General features: G+C 62.4%; 18 protein-coding genes. 8 read left to right on the forward strand and 10 right to left on the reverse strand.

Going from position 1 to position 21,388, the window contains the following annotated elements; genetic code table 11:
- The first annotated feature begins 32 nt into the window (after positions 1–32).
- Positions 33–818: a MotA/TolQ/ExbB proton channel family protein gene (locus VJZ71_02055; GenBank protein HKQ46834.1), complete on the forward strand. Its 786-nt coding sequence runs from the start codon at positions 33–35 to the stop codon at positions 816–818.
- Between the two features lie 46 nt (positions 819–864).
- Positions 865–1,686 carry an OmpA family protein gene (locus VJZ71_02060; protein HKQ46835.1) on the forward strand — a complete coding sequence of 274 codons (822 nt, stop codon included), beginning with the start codon at positions 865–867 and terminating at the stop codon, positions 1,684–1,686.
- Positions 1,687–1,697: 11 nt separating this feature from the next.
- Here VJZ71_02060 and VJZ71_02065 read toward each other — a convergent pair whose 3' ends face one another.
- From VJZ71_02065 to VJZ71_02095, 7 genes are all read right to left on the reverse strand, one after another.
- Complete coding sequence (locus VJZ71_02065) at positions 1,698–3,014, reverse strand: hypothetical protein (protein HKQ46836.1); 1,317 nt, start codon at positions 3,012–3,014, stop codon at positions 1,698–1,700.
- Between the two features lie 6 nt (positions 3,015–3,020).
- A complete protein-coding gene (locus VJZ71_02070) occupies positions 3,021–4,427 on the reverse strand; it encodes an alpha/beta fold hydrolase (protein ID HKQ46837.1) in 1,407 nt (468 codons plus the stop codon).
- The gene (locus VJZ71_02075) at positions 4,424–6,724 is read right to left on the reverse strand and encodes a hypothetical protein (protein ID HKQ46838.1); all 2,301 of its coding nucleotides are present in this window, start codon (positions 6,722–6,724) and stop codon (positions 4,424–4,426) included. Before VJZ71_02075 ends, VJZ71_02070 begins: the two co-directional genes overlap by 4 nt.
- 79 nt (positions 6,725–6,803) lie before the next feature.
- Positions 6,804–7,814 carry an NAD(P)-dependent oxidoreductase gene (locus VJZ71_02080; GenBank protein HKQ46839.1) on the reverse strand — a complete coding sequence of 337 codons (1,011 nt, stop codon included), beginning with the start codon at positions 7,812–7,814 and terminating at the stop codon, positions 6,804–6,806.
- A gap of 62 nt (positions 7,815–7,876) precedes the next feature.
- Positions 7,877–9,571: a glycosyltransferase family 39 protein gene (locus tag VJZ71_02085; GenBank protein ID HKQ46840.1), complete on the reverse strand. Its 1,695-nt coding sequence runs from the start codon at positions 9,569–9,571 to the stop codon at positions 7,877–7,879.
- A 41-nt stretch (positions 9,572–9,612) separates the two neighbouring features.
- Positions 9,613–11,289 (reverse strand): hypothetical protein, encoded by a 1,677-nt coding sequence (locus VJZ71_02090; protein ID HKQ46841.1) that lies wholly within the window; start codon positions 11,287–11,289, stop codon positions 9,613–9,615.
- On the reverse strand, positions 11,286–12,347 hold the full coding sequence (locus VJZ71_02095) for a class I SAM-dependent methyltransferase (GenBank protein HKQ46842.1): 1,062 nt from the start codon (positions 12,345–12,347) through the stop codon (positions 11,286–11,288). The genes VJZ71_02090 and VJZ71_02095 overlap by 4 nt, the downstream gene beginning before the upstream one ends.
- 416 nt (positions 12,348–12,763) lie before the next feature.
- On the opposite strand from VJZ71_02095, the gene VJZ71_02100 reads away from it, so the two are divergent.
- The 4 genes from VJZ71_02100 to VJZ71_02115 all read left to right on the forward strand — a co-directional run bounded on the left by VJZ71_02100 (position 12,764) and on the right by VJZ71_02115 (position 16,068).
- Positions 12,764–13,849, forward strand: coding sequence for a hypothetical protein (locus VJZ71_02100; protein ID HKQ46843.1), 1,086 nt, complete (start codon positions 12,764–12,766; stop codon positions 13,847–13,849).
- Between the two features lie 9 nt (positions 13,850–13,858).
- A complete protein-coding gene (locus tag VJZ71_02105) occupies positions 13,859–14,173 on the forward strand; it encodes a hypothetical protein (protein ID HKQ46844.1) in 315 nt (104 codons plus the stop codon).
- A gap of 193 nt (positions 14,174–14,366) precedes the next feature.
- Positions 14,367–15,626: an ATP-dependent Clp protease ATP-binding subunit ClpX gene (gene clpX / locus VJZ71_02110; protein ID HKQ46845.1), complete on the forward strand. Its 1,260-nt coding sequence runs from the start codon at positions 14,367–14,369 to the stop codon at positions 15,624–15,626.
- A gap of 253 nt (positions 15,627–15,879) precedes the next feature.
- Positions 15,880–16,068, forward strand: coding sequence for a hypothetical protein (locus VJZ71_02115; protein HKQ46846.1), 189 nt, complete (start codon positions 15,880–15,882; stop codon positions 16,066–16,068).
- A gap of 39 nt (positions 16,069–16,107) precedes the next feature.
- On the opposite strand, the gene VJZ71_02120 is transcribed toward VJZ71_02115, so the two are convergent.
- From VJZ71_02120 to VJZ71_02130, 3 genes are read right to left on the reverse strand one after another with little or no spacing between them, the layout of a single operon-like run.
- Positions 16,108–17,181, reverse strand: a complete 1,074-nt coding sequence (locus tag VJZ71_02120) for an Mrp/NBP35 family ATP-binding protein (protein HKQ46847.1) — start codon at positions 17,179–17,181, stop codon at positions 16,108–16,110.
- Complete coding sequence (locus tag VJZ71_02125; protein ID HKQ46848.1) at positions 17,181–18,449, reverse strand: hypothetical protein; 1,269 nt, start codon at positions 18,447–18,449, stop codon at positions 17,181–17,183. The genes VJZ71_02120 and VJZ71_02125 overlap by 1 nt, the downstream gene beginning before the upstream one ends.
- 51 nt (positions 18,450–18,500) lie before the next feature.
- The gene (locus VJZ71_02130; protein ID HKQ46849.1) at positions 18,501–19,004 is read right to left on the reverse strand and encodes a ferritin family protein; all 504 of its coding nucleotides are present in this window, start codon (positions 19,002–19,004) and stop codon (positions 18,501–18,503) included.
- Positions 19,005–19,126: 122 nt separating this feature from the next.
- On the opposite strand from VJZ71_02130, the gene typA reads away from it, so the two are divergent.
- Together typA and VJZ71_02140 are read left to right on the forward strand one after the other, a co-directional pair.
- Entirely contained in the window at positions 19,127–20,935 is a 1,809-nt protein-coding gene (typA, locus tag VJZ71_02135; protein ID HKQ46850.1) for a translational GTPase TypA, read from the forward strand.
- A gap of 52 nt (positions 20,936–20,987) precedes the next feature.
- Entirely contained in the window at positions 20,988–21,233 is a 246-nt protein-coding gene (locus VJZ71_02140; protein ID HKQ46851.1) for a UPF0175 family protein, read from the forward strand.
- The last annotated feature ends 155 nt before the right edge of the window (positions 21,234–21,388 follow it).

Consider the following 21,388-nt stretch of genomic DNA (forward strand, 5'->3'; position numbering starts at 1 on the left):
GGGAACGCGGGAAGCGGCAGGAGAGAAGCAAAGTGGATATTGCCAGTCTTATCGGCGTCCTCCTCGGCATCGGTGCCCTCGGCTGGGTCGGCTTCGAGGCCTCGCACGGCCATTGGGGAATGTTCTACTCCTCCGAAGGCGTGCTCATGGTCTTCGGCGGCTCCATCAGCGTCACTTTCATGGCGATGCCCATGGACAAGCTCAAGTGTATCCCCGGCTATCTCAAGCGCTTTATGTTCAACAAGGGCCGCAGCTCCACGGAGACCATCAAGCTCCTCACCAACCTCGCCGACAAGGCCCGCCGCGAAGGCATCCTCTCCCTCGAATCCGAATACGACGGCATCAAGGACACCGATCCGTTCCTCGCCTCCGGACTGCGCATGGCCATCGACGGCGTCGAGGCCTCCAACGTCAACACCACACTGCGCATGGAAATCCTCGCCATGCAGGACCGCCACAAGGCCGGCAAGAAGTTCTTCGACCTCATCAAGCTCTACGGCCCCGGCTACGGGCTGGTCGGCACGCTGGTCGGCCAGATCGGCATGTTCGGCCAATTGGGCGGCGACGTCGGCACGATGGGGCACATGCTCGCCGTCGCCGTTGTCGCCACGATGTACGGCACGATTTTGGCGAACGCCGTCGCCGGCCCCATCGGCGACAAGCTCTCGCTGCGCTCTTCCGAGGAGATGCTCAATCGAGAGATGATTCTCCAGGGCATTCTCTCGATCCAGTCCGGCGACAACCCGCGAATCACCGTGGACAAGATGATGGCGTTCATCCCGCTGGCCAGCCGCCAGCGTCTGAGAGCCGCCGCGTGACACTGGCCACTAACCCTGATCCCGGCGCGCCGGGACCACGAATCCCATGGCCGATCAAGAACACGACAAAGAACACAAAGACCACGGCGCCCACGACCACGGCCCTCCGCACGGCGGCGGTCACGAGGAAGGACACGAGGGCGCGCCGGAATGGCTCATCTCCTTCGCCGATAACGTCACGCTCATGATGGGCTTCTTCGTGATCCTCCTGGCGATCAACATGAAGCCTGATGCGCCTGCAGCCGCCGCCGCCGCATCGCCGCCGGGAACGCCCTCGGCCGCGGCGCTGGACATGGCCATTGCCGTCCGTGACGCGTTCAACAACCCCGTCGATCTCAACTCGACCAACCCCAACGACCTGCCGCTCATCGCCCGCATCCGCCAGCGCCGCATGGACGGCCTCGCCGAAAACCCCAATGCCGAAGGCACGGAACACGACGTGCAGACCGTGCGGCCCGGCGAGCGGCATGACATGGGCGGAAATCTGCCGTTTGAAGAGGACTCCGCTGATTTAACCTCTGCGGCCCGCGACGCCGCGGGCAAGCTCGCCGCCGAGCTGCGCGGCAAACGCACCATGATCGACGTCCGAGGCCACGTCAGCGCCGCTGAGGCCTTCAGTTCCGACGACAAAGGAATGCGCCTCTCCTTCGATCGTGCGCTGGTGGTCGCCCGCTATCTGACCCAGCAGGGCCTCGATTGGCGGCAGCTCCGCCTCGTCGCCTGCGGCGAAAATGATCGCGTTAGGCCGATCGCCTATGAGAAGACCGGCCATCACGCCAACGCGCACGTCGAAGTCATCGCCACCGACGAGATCATGCCGGTCTATACGCCGCGCGACGCGGCGGCGACGAGTTCGCCCGCGGATTGACTCACGATAAGTCACTCACCCAAATCATTTACGATCTCATCCAACAACCGCTGCGCGAGGGCGTCGGGCACGGCGGACGTAATGTACGACAACATCAGGTTGATCCGGCCCGAGAACTGGTTCACCTGAATCGTCACGCCCGGCGGCGAGAGCGCGGTGTTAAACGTATAGACATTTTTAACGGGGATCCCGCAGAAGCGCGTCAACTCCTTGATCACCGGTCCGAGGTAACTGAAGCCCAGCGTGAAGGGGCGGCGCTTCATCCGCGTGATAATGTGCGAGCGCAGCAGCGGCGCGAAGCGGCACATGACGGCCATCATTTGCAGGTTTCCCACATCGATTCCCCGACGAAGTTGGTCGCGCATTTGCGCGCTGAGCCGCCGCGTGGCTTCGTCGCGGTCGGCCAGGTCGCCCTGCCGCGCGCAGATCTGAATGAACGACATGAAGTTCCTGAACATCGGCTCGCGCGTGCCCGGTGGCCGGAGATTCAACGGACAATCGGTCTGATACACGGTCCGATCCGTCGTAGGATGCGGCGTGCAGCGGGATATCGCGCGGAAGATACTCGCGGCAAGGGCGGGAGTGAGGTTGGGGAAACCACAAATCCGTTTGACGCGATCGGATAGCTTTGCCGCCGCCGCCTCGTCAATCGTGCGTGCTAATACTCCGAAGGGGCTGACGCACCATTCCTTTTGCTCCGGTGGGGCCAGAGTGACCGGCGTCACGGGCAGCCCGATTTGGCTGCGAATCACTCGGCCGGCCCAGCGCGCGCGTTGCCATCGATCAAATCGGCGGAGGTGGGCGTTTATTGCGTCAAGCGGTCCGCAGGCGTCGCACATCGCGTCATTTTCGGCGCGATCATCGAAGCATTCGTCCAGCGCCCGCAGCGTCCACTCGGGAGATTTTCCATCCATGAGGACGTGGCTGAAGCGAAGTACGAGCGTATCGCGGCCGTCCGGCGCATGCAGCAGGTGAAAGGAGATGGGCGATTCGCGCTCCAGATCGAGTGGCGCTTCCAGAAGCCGCGCCGATTCGCGCCATCGATCCGACTCCGACTCGATCGTCAACTCTTGCAATTCGGGAGGCGCGCCGGTCGGTTCCCAGTACGGTAAGCCGTGTTCGTCCCGCCGCAGCCGGGCGGAGACGACGGGGTGCTTCAACGTCAAACGGTCCACCGCGGCGCGAAGTGCGCCAAAATCGACTCGGCTTTCGAGGAGAATCTGCGATTGACAGACGAAGCCAGGATGCCCGATGCCGCGCATGCCGTCATGACCGACCAGCATGAGCCGGTCGGCGGCGTTGAGATAACGTGCTCCGTCGGCGCGCATGACAGGCTAGTGTAGGGTCGGGCCGTCGGGATCGGGATGGCGCTGGAAAAAGTTGAGGATCAGGCTGAAATAGTAGGCCCGCGCGTAGGCGGCGAATCCAACATGCCCGCCGCCGGGTAGAACGATAGCGGCGACATGGGGATTCGGCGTCTTGGCGATCAGGACGGCCACGTCCTGCGCACAGGCCAACGGGTCATTGGCCGCCTGCACGATAAGCACGGGCACGCGGGCGCTGGCGAGTTTTTCGCCGTCCGGCTTGTCTTTGTAGGGAAGAAACCGGTTCATGCGAAAGGTATCCTCCACGCAGCCGGGATAATAAATCTCCGATCGCTGGATTTCGTAATCGATCAATTTTCGCAGGCTGCCGGCGCAGGCGCGAGGATCGAAGCCGGGAAATTTGTCGTGCGACTTCTCCACGACGCGGCTCTGAACCGTCGCCTGCAGGTTCGTGAGCACGGGATTCACAAAGATCGATCGCTCGGTGTCCAACGCGTCGATGATCTCTTCAAATCGCAGGACGGGGGAAAACGCCATGATCCCTGCTTCGTAGTGCCGCGCCGCCGACACCGGTCCCAACGCAGACGCCATGCCCGGCGTCAGGCTCGGATGGGACTCGGACCGTCCGTCGAACCACGCGGCGAGCAAGGCCTGGTTCGCCCCCCAGCAATAACCGATCAGTCCCGTCCGGCGGATATGCGGTCGGCTCTGCAGCCATTCGGAGACGATCATCAGGTCGCGGGTCTCGATCGTGCAGAAGTTGTAATACACATCCGGATACTTGACGCCGGTCTGACCGTGGGAGCGCAGCTCAATCGCCAGGACGTGCAGCCCGGCGCCCACCAGCGCGGCGGTCAGATCGCGTGTCCGCCGGGAGCCGTTGTGACCCAGAAGGCCAGGCAACAACACAATGCAATCGGCGTCCCGAAATTCGCCGTGTTCGTCGCGGGCATAGCACAAGAGACCGTGCAAAGAGAGATCGTCGCCGACGGGTATCCAGACATCCTCGCAGCCGGGCAAGGTTGTTGGCGGCCGATTTGGATTGAAATCGGGCCCCGTCAGTTGGGCGGAGTGTTCCAGTCCCTTGCAGTTGCCGACTAACGATTCCAGCGTGTCGCGATTGACGTGAAAGTGCTGGAGGACATCGATCGGGCGCCCTTGCGCGTCGAGCAGGTCTTCGGTGAGCAGCGCCTTGGGGCGTCGGCGCGGCAGCAGGTGATGGAGTTCCTGGTGCGCGCTTCGGAGCCATTCGCGCGTCGAGGCCGGGTCGTCCGCCACATCGCCGTGAGACGACAACCGCACGTAATCGCCGTGGCGCATGGGAAACGACTGTTCCGAGAAACAGCCGGTCGAGATGACCAAGAAGCAGGCCATCAACACCGCGACGAGAGTGGCGCGAACTTTGACGTGAATCATGTGCGTGGGCGAGGGCCGTCGTAAGGCGGGCCGGTCATGTAGAGGTCCGAGTTGAAAATAAAGCTGGCCAGATAGCGATCCCAGTCGAACTCGCTTCGCAGGTAGGTAAGGTCATCGAAATCGTGGCGATGCAGCCAGAGTTCGCGAAGCTGCTGGTCGTCGATGCTCGTTTGCCACCAGTCGCGGAGCCGCTGCCAGTCCTCGCGGCTAAGCTGCGGACGATCGAGGATCGATTGCACCGGCGCGCCGGTCGCGCGGGCCATGTATTGGACGACGGGGAATAGCGATTCGGAGGCCTTGCCGGCGGGTTCGACTTCGTTCGACAACACGGCCCCAAAGAGCGGCATCGCCGCGGAGGCATGTCCGGCGTCCAACTGGGCGCCGGCTTCAATTAAGTTCAAAGAGCTGGGGACGTCCGCAAGTTGTTGGCCGGTCGTACGAAAGCGAAGCCGCGCCGCGCCGCAATCGACACTGGTTAGATAAAAACAATAGCTCGGATCGTTGAGGGGCCTGGGGAAGGTGAACATCATCTTCCATACCCCCTCTACGTCAGCCTCCACTATCTTCACATCGAAGGCCTTGCCCGCGAAATCCTGTCCCTGCAAGAAGGTCCCCTTTCCGCGAAACGCCTCGAGGAGGAAGCGGCCGAGCAGACGCGAGAAGTAGGGCTGGCCCTGGATCGCGACAGTAAACCGGCGATCATCCATTTGCTCGACGATGGTCGTCAGCCGGGTTTCGTCGACCCCGGTGGCCAGCGAAGTCCGACGGTCCAATGCGTGCGGCTGCGGCGCGTAGGTAAGCACATGGACCGTCGTATCTTCAAACCACGGCCCCAGCCGCGCGACGAGATTCGGTTTGCAGTAAATATTGACAAAGGGCATGTTGATGAAAAAGACGTCGCGGGCCTCGCGCGGCGGGGGCGAAACCATTACCCAACTGGGAAGATGGCGCTCAGCGGAATAGGTCGCGACCCATTGAAGGCGATTAACCGGCGACATGAAGGCCATGCCGAGGATTAAGAGCACGATCAAACCCCCGGCGGTTCGGACGAGCCATTTCTGGGAGACGGCCTGTAGGCACGCCCCGGTCAGGGCCATCCCGACGCCGAAGCCGACGCCGCACATGTAACCGGAGTGCGGCGTGGCGATAACAGCCGTGACAGGCAGGACGGAGAGGCCGATCCAGAGCGGCCAGATCCACCAGCCGCGGGCGCGGCGCGTTACGAGCGCATAGACCGTGCCGATTGCGGCAATAATGGAAAGCATGAGCAGGCAATCGCCCGGGACGGTGCTCCACGGATTGAAACGGCCGGTCGGACCAATGGTCATCGGCGCGGGCCAGATGGAGACGCAAACGTAATGCAGGAATTTGGCCGCAAGCCAACCGGCGTATTCGAGATTGTCGCCATCCGGTCGGCGGCAGTACACGTCGGGCAAGGGGTGAATCTGCATCCACTCGCGCCAGGCCATGAAGGCGGCGACGACCACACCAGCGACGACGTAAAGCCGGCGCCTGGCCCAGAGCCGCCGCCATGATCCGAAGGCGACCTCAAAGGAGGCGAGAATCGCCGGAAGGAGGATGGCGTTTTCCCGCGTGAAGATGGCCAGGAGCCAGAAGATCGCCGCGAATGCGAGGGGACGGCGAGCAACCGGTGGAATGGACATCGCGGGATCGTCGTGATCGCGATCAGCGAGCCGGAGGCCGACGTCGAGCTGCGAGGCGCGAAGATAGCAGAGTATCGTCCCCAGCAGGAGCGTTGTTTGTATCACGCAATTCAGCGATGAAGGCCAGGCCACGCTGATGATCGAGTGCGGATAGATGACAAACATCAGTCCGCCGATGAGGCTCCACGGTTCATTGCGCGTCAACTTTCGGCAGAGTTGCCAGACCAACAGGCCGGAAATCGTGTGCAGCAGGATGCTGAAGGCGTGCAGGGCAACGGGGTTTTGGCCCCCGAGGAAATACACGGTCTTCATGCAAACGATGAAGAACGGTCGCAGGTAATGCCAGCAGACGTCTTTCGTCTGCCACCAGGTTTCGAGGAAGTCCACGGGGGCAATATTGAGGGTGCGGAGCAGTTCGGAGAAAGACCAGCCGTGTTCGCGAAGGCCCTTTTGATGCCAGAAGTCGTCGAGCACGACACCGTCGAAAAGGGCCAGACCGTGCGCGGCGAGGGTAATCGCGACGAGCAGCAGCGCGCGGCCGATGGTATGAGGACGTTTTCGGCGCGAGGGCGTATGGATGTCGGGCGTCGGCGCGACGGAGACGCGGGTTGGGATGGGCTCGGCGGTAATCAAGGGTGAATAACCCTGGTATCAAGGGGTACGATACTATAACCGCGGAGGACCGGCCCGGCAATCCATGCAGATGAGGCGATCAAGAGGTCAAATGGTGTGCGAGCGACGCCGACGAGCCGCGACCGGGTTCGGCGCGCGGCGACAAACCGTCGACGTACGTTTCGTATGCGCTCCATAACATATCCGCGTCGGAGTAGTGCGGCCGCCATCCGAGTAGTTGCATCGCCCGCGACGTATCCAGGACATAATCGACGTCCGCGATGCGGAATTGTTCCGGTGACAACGGCGCGGCGCGGAAGGCGTGCAGTCCCCATAGGCCCCCGCGAGCGAGAAGGCGCGGCCACGCGCGCGGCCTCGAATGCGACCCGGCGCGTTCGCAGAGCGACTCCAGCAGAGCGCGGACCGTCGGCGGGTCCGCGGAGCCGAGATTGAGCGTGGCATCGACCGGCTTCTCGATCGCGAGCCGGCATGCCGCGACGACGTCGGAGACCGCGACCATTTGATAGCGATTGCGGCCGTCGCCGAGCATGGGCACGGAGAGGCCGGCGCGAATCCGATCGAACAGCTTCTGGAGGACGCCGAGGCGGCCGGGGCCGATGATGAGGCGGGGGCGGAAGATGGTCACCTTAAGGCCGCGGTCGCGCGCGGCGGAGCAGATCGCTTCGGAGGCGACCTTGCTTTCGCCGTAGGGTCCGATGGGTCGGGGGGTGTCGGATTCGGTAAATGGGCGGCCAAGGGGAAGGCCGTAGACCATGTCGCTGGAGATGAAGACCAAATGACCCGCGCCTGCGGCGAGTGCGGCGTCAACGAGATTGCGGGTCATCCCACGATTGGCGTCGAAGAAATGGCGGCGGCCCCATCGAGGGACGTTGCTGTGGTATTGCCGCGCGGCGGTGTGGACGATCGTCCGCGCGTCGACGCAAGCACGGGTGCACACACCGGCGTCGAGCAGATCGCCGACCATCTGGTCCGCGCCGCCCGCTGATTCCATCGGTCGAAGGTCCACCGCGCGAACGCGGGCACCGGCGGCGGCTAATTGGCCGACCAGTTCTCGCCCCACCAGACCCGCCGCGCCGGTGACAAGGATCATGCGGATGATTTGAGGCGCGGCGGGCGGTATGGTCAAGCCGCATTACACAGCGGCGGCGTAATTCAGAAGGCCACTTCGAAAAGCACGATGGAAAGATTTCCGTAGGCGTCGTCGAATCGGGCGACCGGCCGGCCGGGGACCGCGATGTCCGGTCGCTCGACCACAAGAACTCTGGCGCGCGGCGGCAGGCGCCGGGCTACCTGGTCCAGTTGCTCGCTGGACACGAAATAGAACTTGCCGAACTGCACCAGGTAATCTCCGCTTTCGATGGGTTGGTAGCGGGGATCGGAATGAAGAAAAGTAGCCGGATCGGTCGCGCTCCAGAAGAGATAGAAGACGCCGGCGTTCCCGCTTCCGAACTCCGTGATCATGACGGCGTCGTAGTGTGATTCAATTCGTGCGACCTCCTGGAAGGCTGGTCCCCACTCGGCGAGGAAATCGTGCGCGGCCTCCACCGGATAACGCACGAAAAAGTGGTACCCGAAGTGCGCGGCGGAAGCGACGACCACTGACAGCGCCGCGGCGCGGGCGGAGCCAAGGACCGGAGGCCAGAGGCGGCAGGCGGCATCCAGAAGGACGCCTATTCCAAGCGCCGCCAATATGTCGTACGCGGGCACGGCGCCGGCGGCCCGGAGGCAATGGCCGGACGATTCACCAATTTGCGTCAGGGCGGCGGGGATCGGGGCGAGAACGATCCAACAGATGATGAAGCGACCAAAGCGCTCCTGCCGCCATCGGCCGATCACGCGAACAAGTCCCAGCGGCAGCAGGAGCGCATAAAGATGGTGCAACTGCCCGTAACGGGAAACGGACTGCATGAGCGACCGGTCACCTTCCAGAAAGAGAAACGAGGGCGAGAAGTGGCGGAAGTAATTGGCGGCGACTTGTTGTGCGGCGGACATGGCGTCCGGGGCCTGGCGGAAGAGGGACTGCGACGACGCCCGCGTCCAGACCTGCTCAGGTGTGCGGATTGACGCCCAGGCAAATGGGGCAACGCCGATGCAGAAACCGATGAACAATGCCGACAACGCCGCGCGGCTGCCGCGCCGCTTCATGAAGGCGTGAATTCGACGCCAGCCGATCAGCACGGCGGCGAACAACAGCAGGGGGACAAAAACGATCATCGCATGATAGGTCCAGGGAGTCACACCGAATGCCAGCCCGGCACCGGCCAACGCCAGCATCGTTCCTCGATTCACCGGGGAATCACCGGCACCGCCGCGCATCCGACTGGCGACCAGATAGATACCGAGGGTGATGAGACAGAGCGCAATGGCGATACCAAAGGCCAGGCGCGAAAGGTGAATATGCCACGGCGAGACCGCCAGCAGAGCGGCCGCCCAAAACGCGGAGCGCTGGCCGTAGAACATACGGACCAGCAGGTAAGTGAAGACGATGTGCGCGATGCCAAACAAAGCATCGGGCAATCGCGTGCTCCAGATGTTTATCCCGAGGACTGCCTGAAACGGGATTTGAAGGTAGATGGGCAGCCCTGGGTGGTAGTCTCCAAAGGACCGAAAGAAGATGGGCCAGGGTGTGCCATAGTGATCCGTGCCAGTCTTGAGGATGCAATACGCGTCGTAGGCATTGACCGCCTCATCCTGACCGATGGCCGGGGGGACGCGATCGAGCGCGATCAACCGCAGCGCGGCGCCGAGGAGGACGATGACACCCACGGCCAGCCGAGCGGAGGGAGTCGGTCCCGAGGTAGGAGCGACAGACGGCGCGAGGGGTCCATGAGCATCCGTTGCGATCATGAGTCTCTGAAGTATGCCGATTCGCGGCCTCGCCCGATAGGTTATTGAGTTCGCACTTCGTATAGAACGGCCATGGGGTTGCCCTTACGGTCCAGGAACTGTTTGAGTACGTTGCCGGGTACGGGGAGTCCCGGCCGCTCAACCACGAAGAGCCTCGTTCCCGGGCGAAGCACCGCGACCACTTCGTCGATCCTTTGTGCACTGGTAAAAAAGGTCGTGCCTACTTGTATCAGGAAGTCCGCCTCAGGCCCCGTGACAATGTTCGGTCTGGCTTTGAAGTAGGCGATAGGATCCGTCTTGCTCCAAAACAGGTAGTGTGCGCTGATGTGTCCGTTTCCAATATTCGTGATGATCACGGCATCGGAGGATGTACGACGCCGTTCGATGTCCGTTATGATCGGGCCCCAATCTCCGTTGAAATACAGCGCCGCTTCATCGGGATAGCGAAAGAAAAACTGATACCCGAAATATGCCGTGCCCAAAGCCATCGGAGCCAGGACAAGGGCGGCGGCCACGGTCGCGGCTCTGCGGAACCGGCGAGCCAGGGCACGCACGAGAAGATCGGCGCCCATCGCGGCGAGGATGTCGTATGCCGGCAGCACACCCGCCGCCCTGAGACAATGCCCCGACGGCGTATCCAGTCGGGCCAGCGCGGCTGGAATCGGCGCGATCACAATCCACCACAGGACGAAACGACCGAATCGCTCCGTCCGCCAATGGCGGATCACTCGATAAAGTCCGAAAGGCAGAAAAAGGGCATAAACGTGATGAAGCTCGCCATAGCCAGGGATGGATTGCACAAGCGAGTGATCGCCTTCCAGAAAGAGAAATGACGGCGTGAAATGGGCGGAGTAGTTGTGGATCACGAGCTTCATTGCCGCGAACCAATCGGCGGACTGATGAAAGGGCGACAGCGAGGAAGCCCGCGCCCAAACTTCCTGCGGCGCATGTGCCCACGTCCAGAAGAAGGGGAAGGTTCCCACGGCAAGTCCGCCTGCCATTGCGGCGCCGGCCATGATTCCGCCCGGCGTTCGCGCGAGCGTCCGCAGCCGCCCAAGGTTGAGCAGGATGCCGCCTGCTAACAGAAGCGGCACGACCGCGCGCATCGCGTGGTACGTCCACGAAGCGGCGCCGAGGGCCACCCCCGCCCCGGCCAGCTCCAAATACGCCGCTGCGGAGAAGCGTTTCGAAGCCGATTTGCCGCCGATCCGTCGCGCGATGAGCAGCAAGCCGAGGGTCGTGAGGGAGGTTGAAATGCCGATGCCGAACGCCAGCCGCGAGAGGTGAATGTGCCAGGGAGAAACGGCGAGGAATGCGGCTGAAAGGAGCCCCACCCCATCGCCGTAGAATCGCCGGACGAGAAGGAAGACCCAGAGAACCAGGGCCGTACCGAACAGGGCGTCGGGCAGGCGTGTGCTCCAGACGTTCAGCCCCAGGATCGCCTGGAAGGGGATTTGCAGGTAAATCGGTATGCCCGGGTGGTAGTCTCCGAAGGAGCGGAAGAAGACGGGCCACGGCGTGCCATAGTGGTCGGTCCCCGTCTTGAGTAGGCAATACGCGTCGTAAGCGTTGACCGCCTCGTCCTGATTGATTGCGGGCGGCACGCGATCGAGGGCGATCAGGCGTAGCGCGGCGGCGAGCAGCACGATCAACAGGATTGCTCCGCGCGACGTGCGTTCGATCGGCCCGACGGGAGCGATGTGATCCGGCGCGATCATGTCGCGATCGTACGCCGGGCGGCGGCGTAGAGCGACAGGCCGTTGATGACGCTCAAGTTCGTGACTGTGAATCCCTGTCCGGCGAGCACGCGCCGGAGATGCCGCTTCGCGAAGTGGTTCACGTGACCGCAACGGTAACGGTGATAGCGACTGCCCTTGACATAGCCTTGATAGAGACAGTTGATGTTGAAGAGGATGAAAAAGGGGCCCAGGAAAAAATCGTAGGGGACGGTAATCAGAAACGTGCCGTCGGGCTTGAGGATCCGGCGGACTTCGGCGAGTACGCGGTCGACGTCCAGCAGATGCTCCAGCGTCTCGGACATGATGACGATATCGAACGCGGCGGCGGGCAGTCCCGTATTGCCGAGGTCGGTGCAGATGCGGTATTCGCTGACGCGGCCGTGCGCCTGGGCCCAGCGGAGCATGTTTTCGTTGATATCCGCGCCGGTGACCGGCAACCGGGAGTTGTTCCACCAGCAGTTTCCGCAGCCGAGATCGGCGATCGTCATACCCGGCCGGTAGCGCGCCGCCACCCAGCGCTCCAGTTCTTCGTATCGGGCGCGATGAAACCAGGCGCGGAAGCGGCCGACCTTGCCGGCGTCGGTCTGGTCGTCGTAGAACGTCTCGCCCATTTCACGGTACTCGACCTCAGCGAGTTGGGCGGAGCTGAAGGTGGAAATGCGAATCAGGAGAGAATTGAGCAAGGAGAGGAGGATGATGGTGGACAGCACCGCGGTGATGAATTTCAGCCCCACGACATTGAGAAAGAACCAGAGCGGGGCCTGCGCGAGGATCGCTACGAGGACATACATCGCGAACAGGACGAGCAGTGAGTTGCGGAGCTTGATCTCCTGGTTGACGTGGACGAGGTGGTAGTAGAGGTAATGGAAAAGCTGGTTGCCCATTGTGCCGGCGAAGAAGGCAGCGTAGTGGTTGAGGCCAAGCCACGAGTGCAGGGCCGCGCTAAGAGCGAGGTTCAGTCCCGAACCGAGAAATCCGCCCAAAAGAAAAATGAGAATGGCGGGGTGGCGCAGGCGCTGGGGACGAAGAGAGTTCATGGAAGGAGCTATTCGGATACCTGCTTCGCGCGGCGCGTGGGATTGTCCATTAAAAGTCGAAAGATTGCGACCTGAAGTTGGAGGGCGTGAAGCGATCGGTGTTTTGCCAGCGGAGCGAATCGACCGGCGACGCGAGGAGGCCCGCCACGGCCCGGCGTGGGCGCTTTCGCGCCGGCCAATGACGGCCAAAAAGTACAAAGGAGCGTGGCGGCGGCGAGTTTCAAGCCAGAAATTCGATGGGGCGCGAGGAATGGTTTCACCGATAACTACCTACATGGAAGCGAGATACGATTCGCGACGGACGGGCTCTGGACATTGCCACGCCGCGCGTCAAAAATATAGTGAATCGGCGGCGTTGAGGGGAGCCCGCGCCTATCGCCGAACCACCTCGCGCTTCAAAGGGTAAGGACTCGACCATGGATCTCGGTCTTCGGCATCGGGCGGCTTGGAGCCTAGCGGCGTTGACATTGCTTCTCGTCGTCGGTCCCGGAAGGGGCGACGTCACCGGCGTTCGCGGCAGCGCGACGGCGCGCGTCATTCAGTTCACCAACGGAATCTCCGTGCAGACGGATTTCGGGCAGGAGATCGTCCCGCTCACGAAGGCCACTCCCCCGGCGATCGCCCGCGCGCGGCTGGAGCAACTTAACGAGTTGGAAGAGGCCACGGCGGTTGGCCAGGGCGTCACGGTCATGACGGAACCGAACATGGCGCTGTTTGGGAACCCGAACGATGTCGGAATGAGCATCGGCGGTTTCTCCGACGACGAAAAAACCAGTTGGACGATTGAGGGCGGCGCCACATCGACGCGCACGCTGATCCTTTCGATCGCCGACGTGGGCGGACGAGTCGGCCTGGGAGACACGGGTCAGGCGAAAAGCACCCTGGTTCTATCCGGATTCCTCATCCTCTTTTCCCAGGATGCGGCGGCCGATTTGACCGGCAATCAAGTGGACTTCTCTTTCAGCCTTTCGCGCCATCAAGCCGGACGCGAGAGTACCACGCCGCTGACCGGCAACATGACCATGGCCGGCGGTCCGAACGGCGAAGTCGTGTTTCCCGTCCGCGCCGGCGCGCTGAACACGATCGACGTCCCAGTGGCCGATTTTCCCCTGGGGGACGAGTTTCCGCTGGTACGGGCCGTGATTTTTCAGGGCGTGCAGTTCCCCTTCGAGTACGACTTTACCGTGGGGGAGTCCTTCGATCTCGAATTGAACGTGGCGGCGAAAGTGGCGACGACGCCGGGTGGGGTCGGGGCATGGGCCCTGTTCGGTCTGCCACAGGATGAGATCGCTTCCATCATCGACAAGGTAAAGAAGGATGATCGGGGGCAACGCCTGACGCGTATGCTCGCCGAGCACGTCGACACTACCGGGGCGGCCTATGTGAACCGGCCGCCCGTGAGTTTTTTGCCCGCCTGCGGGGTGCTGGGATTCGAGTTGGCGGGAATGTCGGTGGTCGGCGGGTTTCTCGCCGCGCGGCGCCGCAACCGCCGCCGAAGGTGACGTCGCGCCGTGCCGTCGAAAAGCACAGACGCGATCGACGCAGCCCTGTGGGGGGCCGTCCTGATCTTCGCCATCGTCGTTCTGGCGCTGGCCGTCTGGCTTTTGAAACGCCGGCTCTTTTCCACACCAGACCGGACTGAGCAATTCGATGTGCTGTCGCTGCAGCAATTGCGCAAGATGCTGGCGGACGGTCAGATAACGAACGATGAATTCGAACGTCTGAAGACTACGGCCATTGGCGAGGCGCAGCGTCCGGCCATCGGCAAAAGCGGCGGCGCGCGATCGGCGCCGCGCGGCGAGGGCGGCGCGAAAGGCGTAAAGTAACCCTGTTAGGCCAGTCGATATGTTGCAAGCCGCGCGATAGAATACCGTAACAGGCCCGGAGTGTCGGGCGGCGAGCACCAATCGCCTCGGCGAGATAATCGAAGGAAACCCTCCCTTGAAAAATGGATCGAAAGACGGCGGCGGAATGGGCGGCGACTCCAATCGCGGCGGCGGCCTGCCCCCACCCGGCGGCATGAAGCGTCGCCGGGCGAGCACGTGCAGCTTCTGCGGCAAGACGCATCGCGAGGTCGGCCCGATGGTCGAGGGGCCGAACGACGCGTACATCTGCTCGAACTGCGTCGACCTGTGCCACAACATCATCCGTCAGGAGAAGCGCCGCTCGACGGGGCTTCGCCCGCTGTTTCACAAGATCCCCACCCCCCGGGAGATCATGGAATTCCTCGAACGCTACGTCGTCGGCCAGGAATACGCCAAGAAGACACTCTCGGTGGCCGTACACAACCACTACAAGCGCCTGACCTACGCCGAGCGGACCGAAGCGGAAGACATTGAGATCGACAAAAGCAACATCCTGTTGATCGGTCCGACCGGCTCGGGCAAGACGCTGCTGGCCAAGAGCCTCGCCCGGTTGCTCGATGTGCCCATCGCCATCGGCGACGCGACGACGCTCACCGAGGCCGGGTATGTCGGCGAGGACGTGGAGAACATTCTCCTCCGCTTGCTGCAGTGCGCCGACTTCGATCTGGAGTCCGCCCAGCGCGGAATCGTCTATATCGACGAGATCGACAAGATCGCGCGGAGCGCGGGCAATGTCTCCATCACTCGCGACGTATCGGGCGAAGGCGTGCAGCAGGCGCTGCTCAAGATGCTCGAAGGGACGATCGCCAACATCCCGCCCCAGGGCGGCCGCAAGCATCCCGAACAGCAGTACATCCAGATGGACACGTCGCAGATCCTCTTCATCTGTGCGGGGACCTTCTCCGGCGTCGAGGAGGTCATCAAGCGCCGCATCGGCGGCAAGAACATCGGCTTTGCCAGCGAGGCCAACGGCGAGGAGGAATCCGCCAACGCCCGGTCCGAACTGTTGCACCAGATCGCGCCGGAAGACCTGATCGAATCCGGCATGATTCCCGAGTTCGTCGGCCGCCTGCCGGTCGTGGCGACCCTCGGCCCCCTCGACGAAAAGGCGATGGTTCAGGTCCTGACGGACCCGAAGAACGCCCTGTGCCGGCAGTATCAGAAGATGTTCGAGCTCTCCGGCAGCACGCTCGAATTCACCGACGGCGCGCTGCACGAAATCGCCAAGAAGGCCCTCAAGCGCGACACCGGCGCCCGCGCCCTCCGCGGCGTCGTCGAGGATTTGATGATGGACATCATGTTCCACCTCCCGGAGGAGAACATGCGCGGTCATTACGTCATCACCGAAGCCATCGCCCGCGGCGATGAGCCCGTCATGGACGCTCGAACGGCGCTGCGCAAAGAATCCGCCTGAGGGCGATCCTGCCAAAACCCGTTGAATGAGCCAGCGTCCGCTTTCGTTGCGATGAAAGTGCGGACGTTGACGATCGGGCGATTTAACTCCCGTCCCGCGGTCGCATTTCATCAATTTCTCGGACCGCCGGATCGCCCGTCATCGACTTGAGATAAATCGTAGAATTGACTCGCTTACGTTTGCGGCTGGCCGATAGTAATGACGAAGCCGGCCGCTGTTTTTTTTGAAGGCCCGCTGCCCCTCGGAGGCGCCCATGGAAGCTACTACCTCTACTGCTCCAACCGTGATGATGATCTGCCCGAACTTGAAGTGCCGGAAGGTCTTGCAGGTCCCCGCGCAATACCGCGGTCTGCAGGTCCGGTGCCACTATTGCAACATGACGTTCGCCGTACCGACGGGGAAGGCGAATGAGAAAAGCGGCGGCGAGGGGAAGGATCAGTAGAGCAAGCTCACGTCCAGAAATCGGCGGGCAGTGCCCGCCCTACGTTATTTTCAATTCCAACGGCGCCGGCTGCGTGGCCGCCTTGATGCTGACCTGACCCGCAAGGCGGCGGACGTAGTTCATGACCGCCTCCTGCGTGGCGGCGTCGGTCTTCTCGAAAACATCCGCCGGAGTGCCCTCGTCTCCGCTCGTGCGGATGAAGACGTTGACGGGAATCTCGCCGAGAAACGGCACGCCGACGCGCTCGGCTTCCGCTTTCGCCCTGCCCCGGCCGAAGAGGTCGTATTCCTTGCCGGTATCGGGGGCCTTGAAGTAACTCATGTTCTCGACGATGCCGAGGATGGGGACATTGAGCTGCTGATACATCCGTAGCGCCTTGATCGAGTCGAGCAGCGCGACGGCCTGCGGCATGCACACCACGACCGCCCCGGTCATGGGGATCGACTGCGCCAGCGTCAGCGGGACGTCGCCGGTGCCCGGCGGCAGGTCGATGATCATGTAATCGAGTTCGCCCCAGTCGACCTGGTCGAGGAATTGCTTGAGCACGCCGTGGACCATGGGCCCGCGCCAGATCACGGCTTTTTCGGGATCGACCATGAAACCCATCGACATCACCTTAAGACCGGCGGCTTCCAGCGGCATGAGCTTCTCGCCGCGGACGCGGGGCTTTTCGTGTTGCAGCCCGACCATCATGGGGATCGATGGTCCATACACGTCGGCGTCCAGCAGGCCGACCTTCGCTCCCTCGCGGGCGAGACCGACGGCGGAGAGGACCGCGATCGTCGATTTTCCGACGCCGCCCTTGCCCGCGCCGACGGCGATGACGTTTTTGACTCCCGGCAGGCGCTGGGAGAGGTTGGGCGTCGCGCGGACCTGCGCGGACCATTCGATCTCGACGGCCGCCGCGCCGATCTTCTTTAATTCGCGCTCGACGTCCTTTTGGATCTGGTCCTTCATCGGGCAGGCGGGCGTGGTCAGCTCGATACCGATCTTGACGCGATCGCCGGACAAGTCGACGCGCTTGACCATGTTGAGCGTGACGAGGTCCTTGCCGAGTTCGGGGTCCTTGACGCCGCGCATGGCGGTCGTGACTTGGTCGTTGGTGATATTCATTAGATTCCCGAAAGTATGGCGTCGACGAAGGGTTGCAGGTCCGCCGTGGTCACGGAACCGCTCGCGTTGAGATCGCCGCGGAGGAGGCTGCAACAGGGACATGATAGCGCGGCGGCGGGCGGGTCGAGCAGGGCGAGGACAAATCGATCCACATCGTCGAAGTCGGTCGCGCCGTCGCAATTCATGTCGCCCGGCATCTGCGCGAACGAGGGGCAGTCGAGTTCGGAGATAAAGAGGGAGGATTCGCCATTCGCCGCGGTAAAGAAACCGCCGGTAAAGACGTCCGAATCGGAAACGGCCAGCGCGCGGACGCTGTCGTTCGTTCCTTCACCGATCGCGAACCAGCCGGCGCCATCCCAATAGGCGATATGCGCGGCCGTCACGCCGCCCGCCGTCGTAAAGGAGCCGCCCGCGTAAAGCCGGCCGCCGATGGCCGCGAGGGCGAAGACGCTGTCGTTCGTTCCGGTCCCGAGCGCGTGCCATCCATGGCCGTCCCAGCGAGCGATATTGTTCGCCGGTGTGCCGGTCGCGGAAATAAAATCGCCGGCGACGATCAAATCGCCGTTGTAAGTTGCCAAAGCGTAGACATAGCCGCCGATCCAGCCGTAATAGGGCGTCAGATTCGCGCCGTCATACTGCGCGATGCCCATCGCTGGTGAGTGATTGACCTGAGTAAACGATCCGCCGACAACGAGCACGCCGCCATATTCCAGAAATGCGTACACATATGGAAATGCACCGCCGGTTATGCCTTGACCGAGCGGCGCCCAATTGAACCCGTCCCACCGAGCGATGCTTCCGATGTTCGTGAACCAGCCTCCGATAAAGAGTTCGCCGTCGAAGACGCGAACCGCGCGGACGGTTGCGTTGACGCCGCCGCCAAAAGCAGCCCAGGCGTTTCCGTTCCACGCGGCAACGCGGTTGACCGTGAGCGCACCAGCATTGGAAAAATTGCCGACGGCGATCAATTGACTCTCAAAAACATCGAGCCCGAAGACCGGCCCGTTTACGCCGGTCACCAGGGCCGACCAACTCGTCCCATCCCATTTCGCAATGTTGCCGACAGGCTGCCCGCCGGCAAGGGCAAACTGACCGCCGACGAAAAGCGCGGGGCCATTGCCGTCGTCGTAAATCGCCAGTGCATGGATGGGCGCATTGGTGCCGGGCGCGAGGTCGCCAAATGACCAATCGGGTTCGCAATCTTGCCCGACCGCACGGCCCAGGGACAAGAGAAGCTCGATGGCCGCGATCACGAAAGCGTTTCGCATGATGCCAGTGTACCGCACGAGGCGGGGCGAATCCAAGAGTTGCGACGCGCGTTATTCGCCGACATCGTCGGGCGTGTGCGGCACCCCGCATCGGCGGGCCATGGCCTTGAGGCGTTGATAGTGGTCCGCGCCCTCCTCCGCAAGTTCCTGGAAGAGCGCACGAAGATGCGCCGGGGGAATGATCTTGGCGTGGTGCGCATAAAAGGCCGCGGTCTTGCGCTCGGTCTGGAGAATCATGCGCATGGCCTCGTGGAAGGAGGCCTCGTCGCGAACATCGAGCAGACGCGTGCCGGTCACGACGAGTTCCTTGTCTTCGGGAGTCAGCACGAAGTCGGCCTGCGGATACATCTCGGCGAGGAGCGCTTGCAGACGCTGTTTGTGGCCCTGTTCCTCGTCGGCCATCTCGGCGAATTCGCGGCGGTCCTGCGGGTTCGGCGCCTTCTCGGAGAGGACGAGATAGCGATAGGCGGCGACGGTCTCACCGTAGGCCCCGATGGCCAGGAGCTTGTCGGGCCCGCGGCCTTGCGCGGCATCGGGAGTGGGGTCTTCGGACATGGCATTATTCTGCCCTAACGATCAGTCAAGAGCAATTCCAACATCACGCGATTCGCCAAAGTGAAAGATCTCGCTTAGAATTGCGGGGCTGAACACATTGCCATTCAACAGGAAAACACACCATGCAGTTTCGCAACCTTGCCATTATCGCCCACGTCGACCACGGGAAGACCTCGCTGGTCGATTGCCTCCTGCGCCAGTCCGGTACGTTCCGAGAAGGGACGATGACCGGCGATTTGATTATGGACTCCAACCCGCAGGAGCGCGAGCGGGGCATCACCATCTTCGCCAAGAACTGCGCGATTCACTACAAGGATTACAAGATCAATCTCATCGACACGCCCGGTCACGCGGACTTCGGCGGCGAGGTCGAGCGCGTGCTCAAGATGGCGGACGGGTGTTTGCTGGTGGTCGATGCCTTTGAAGGCCCGATGCCGCAAACTCGGTTCGTGCTCAAGAAGGCGTTTGAGTATCACCTCAAGCCGATCCTGGTCATCAACAAGATCGACCGCCCCGACGCGCGGCCCAAGGAAGTCCTCGACGAGACGCACGACTTGTTCATCGATTTGGGGGCCGATGAGCACTGTCTGGAGTGGCCGGTGATCTACTCCAGCGCGAAGCTCGCCTTCGCGAGGCGGCATCTCTCGGACAAAAACGAGGACATCGCGCCGCTTTTCGAGGAGATCATCCGCAGCGTCCCGCCTCCGACCGGCTCCGAGAGTGCGCCGGTACAGATGCTCGTCGCGTCGCTGGACTATTCCGACTACGTCGGACGGATCGCCGTCGGCCGGGTCTTCAACGGCGTGCTGCGCAGCGGACAGGAACTGATGCTGATTTCGCGCACCGGTCACCGCAGCAAAATCAAGATCGACACCCTGTTCACTTACGAAGGTCTGGGGCGCAAGAAGACCGACGCCGCGGTCTCCGGCGATATTGTGGCGGTCACGGGCATTCCCGACGTGGGCATTGGCGACACGATCGCCGATGCGGATGACCCGCATCCTCTGCCGATCATCCCGGTGGACGAGCCGACGCTCACGATGGTTTTTTCCGTCAATACATCCCCGTTCGCGGGGCGCGAGGGTGAATTCCTTACGACGCGGCACGTCCGCGACCGGCTGATGAAGGAGTTGCAATCGAACGTCGCGCTGCGTGTGGAGGAGATGCAGCAAAAGGACAGCTTCCGCGTATCGGGTCGAGGACTTTTGCACTTGGGCGTCTTGATCGAGACGATGCGCCGCGAGGGTTATGAACTCATGGTAGGCAAGCCCAAAGTGATCTACCGCGAGATCGGCGGGAAGAAGTGCGAGCCGGTCGAGTACCTGGTCGTGGATGTCCCCGCCTCCGCGGCCGGCTCGGTGATCGAACTCGTCGGCGGCCGGCGCGGCGAGATGCTCAAGATGGACACGAAGGAAAATATGTGCCACCTGGAGTTCACGATCCCCGCCCGCGGGCTGATCGGCCTGCGCACGCGGATGCTGAACGCGACGCGGGGCGAGGCGGTCATGCACCATTCATTCTACGAGTACGAGCATTTGCGCGGCTCGATCCCGACTCGCCACGCCGGCGTCATGGTGGCGATGGAAACGGGGCGCGTGACGGCGTTCGCCCTGGAAAATCTGTCGGATCGGGGGATGATGTTCGTGAAGCCCGGCGACGAGGTCTACAAGGGCCAGGTGGTCGGCGAGCATTGCAAGGACGATGACATCGATGTGAACGTCGCCAAGCTGAAGAAGCTGTCGAACATCCGCGTGGCGTCTGCGGATAAGACGGTCGTGCTCAAGCCCGCCCGGGAGCTTTCGCTGGAGGCGATGCTCGAATTCATCGAGGATGACGAGTGGGTCGAGGCGACGCCGAAGAGCTGCCGAATGCGTAAACGGATACTCGATCCGGTAGAGCGCAAGCGGGCGAACCGGGCGGCGGAAGAATAGCCATTCGTGGCGCGGGTGGCGGTGGGGCCAATCTGTTCGTATAATTGAGTGTATGACCGTAGCTCTTCCGGATAACGTGTTGCGGCAGGCCGGACTTGATGAGCGACAGGCAAGGATCGAGTTTGCCTGTTGGCTATTTGATTCCGGGCGAGTGGATCTTTGGCCAGCCGCCCAGATGGCAGGATTGGCGCGGGTGGAATTTGAGGCCGAACTATTGAAACGCGGCATTGCGATATACCGCTACAGCGAAGTGGACTTCGTGCAAGACATGGCGACAGCCGAGAAGCTCGGTCTATAGCACCGTCGCCACCATCAATCAGGGCTCCTTGTGCTCGCCGTCGTCAGTGATACCTCACCACTCCGATGCCTCGCTCATGTCGGTCAATTGGCACTGCTCGAACGACTTTTTACTTCGGTCGTAATCCCTCCAGCCGTCCTGGAGGAATTACGAAA

The organism is Phycisphaerae bacterium, from assembly GCA_035275405.1.
Classification (GTDB): domain Bacteria; phylum Planctomycetota; class Phycisphaerae; order UBA1845; family UTPLA1; genus DATEMU01.

Bases quoted from the DNA above. Each gene is read 5' to 3' on its own strand.
- VJZ71_02060 (HKQ46835.1), top strand. From the start codon at position 865: ATGGCCGATCAAGAACACGACAAAGAACACAAAGACCACGGCGCCCAC.
- VJZ71_02065 (HKQ46836.1), bottom strand. From the start codon at position 3,014: ATGCGCGCCGACGGAGCACGTTATCTCAACGCCGCCGACCGGCTCATG.
- VJZ71_02070 (HKQ46837.1), bottom strand. From the start codon at position 4,427: ATGATTCACGTCAAAGTTCGCGCCACTCTCGTCGCGGTGTTGATGGCC.
- VJZ71_02080 (HKQ46839.1), bottom strand. From the start codon at position 7,814: ATGATCCTTGTCACCGGCGCGGCGGGTCTGGTGGGGCGAGAACTGGTC.
- VJZ71_02085 (HKQ46840.1), bottom strand. From the start codon at position 9,571: ATGATCGCAACGGATGCTCATGGACCCCTCGCGCCGTCTGTCGCTCCT.
- VJZ71_02090 (HKQ46841.1), bottom strand. From the start codon at position 11,289: ATGATCGCGCCGGATCACATCGCTCCCGTCGGGCCGATCGAACGCACG.
- VJZ71_02095 (HKQ46842.1), bottom strand. From the start codon at position 12,347: ATGAACTCTCTTCGTCCCCAGCGCCTGCGCCACCCCGCCATTCTCATT.
- VJZ71_02100 (HKQ46843.1), top strand. From the start codon at position 12,764: ATGGATCTCGGTCTTCGGCATCGGGCGGCTTGGAGCCTAGCGGCGTTG.
- clpX (HKQ46845.1), top strand. From the start codon at position 14,367: ATGAAGCGTCGCCGGGCGAGCACGTGCAGCTTCTGCGGCAAGACGCAT.
- VJZ71_02115 (HKQ46846.1), top strand. From the start codon at position 15,880: ATGGAAGCTACTACCTCTACTGCTCCAACCGTGATGATGATCTGCCCG.
- VJZ71_02120 (HKQ46847.1), bottom strand. From the start codon at position 17,181: ATGAATATCACCAACGACCAAGTCACGACCGCCATGCGCGGCGTCAAG.
- VJZ71_02125 (HKQ46848.1), bottom strand. From the start codon at position 18,449: ATGCGAAACGCTTTCGTGATCGCGGCCATCGAGCTTCTCTTGTCCCTG.
- VJZ71_02130 (HKQ46849.1), bottom strand. From the start codon at position 19,004: ATGTCCGAAGACCCCACTCCCGATGCCGCGCAAGGCCGCGGGCCCGAC.
- typA (HKQ46850.1), top strand. From the start codon at position 19,127: ATGCAGTTTCGCAACCTTGCCATTATCGCCCACGTCGACCACGGGAAG.
- VJZ71_02140 (HKQ46851.1), top strand. From the start codon at position 20,988: ATGACCGTAGCTCTTCCGGATAACGTGTTGCGGCAGGCCGGACTTGAT.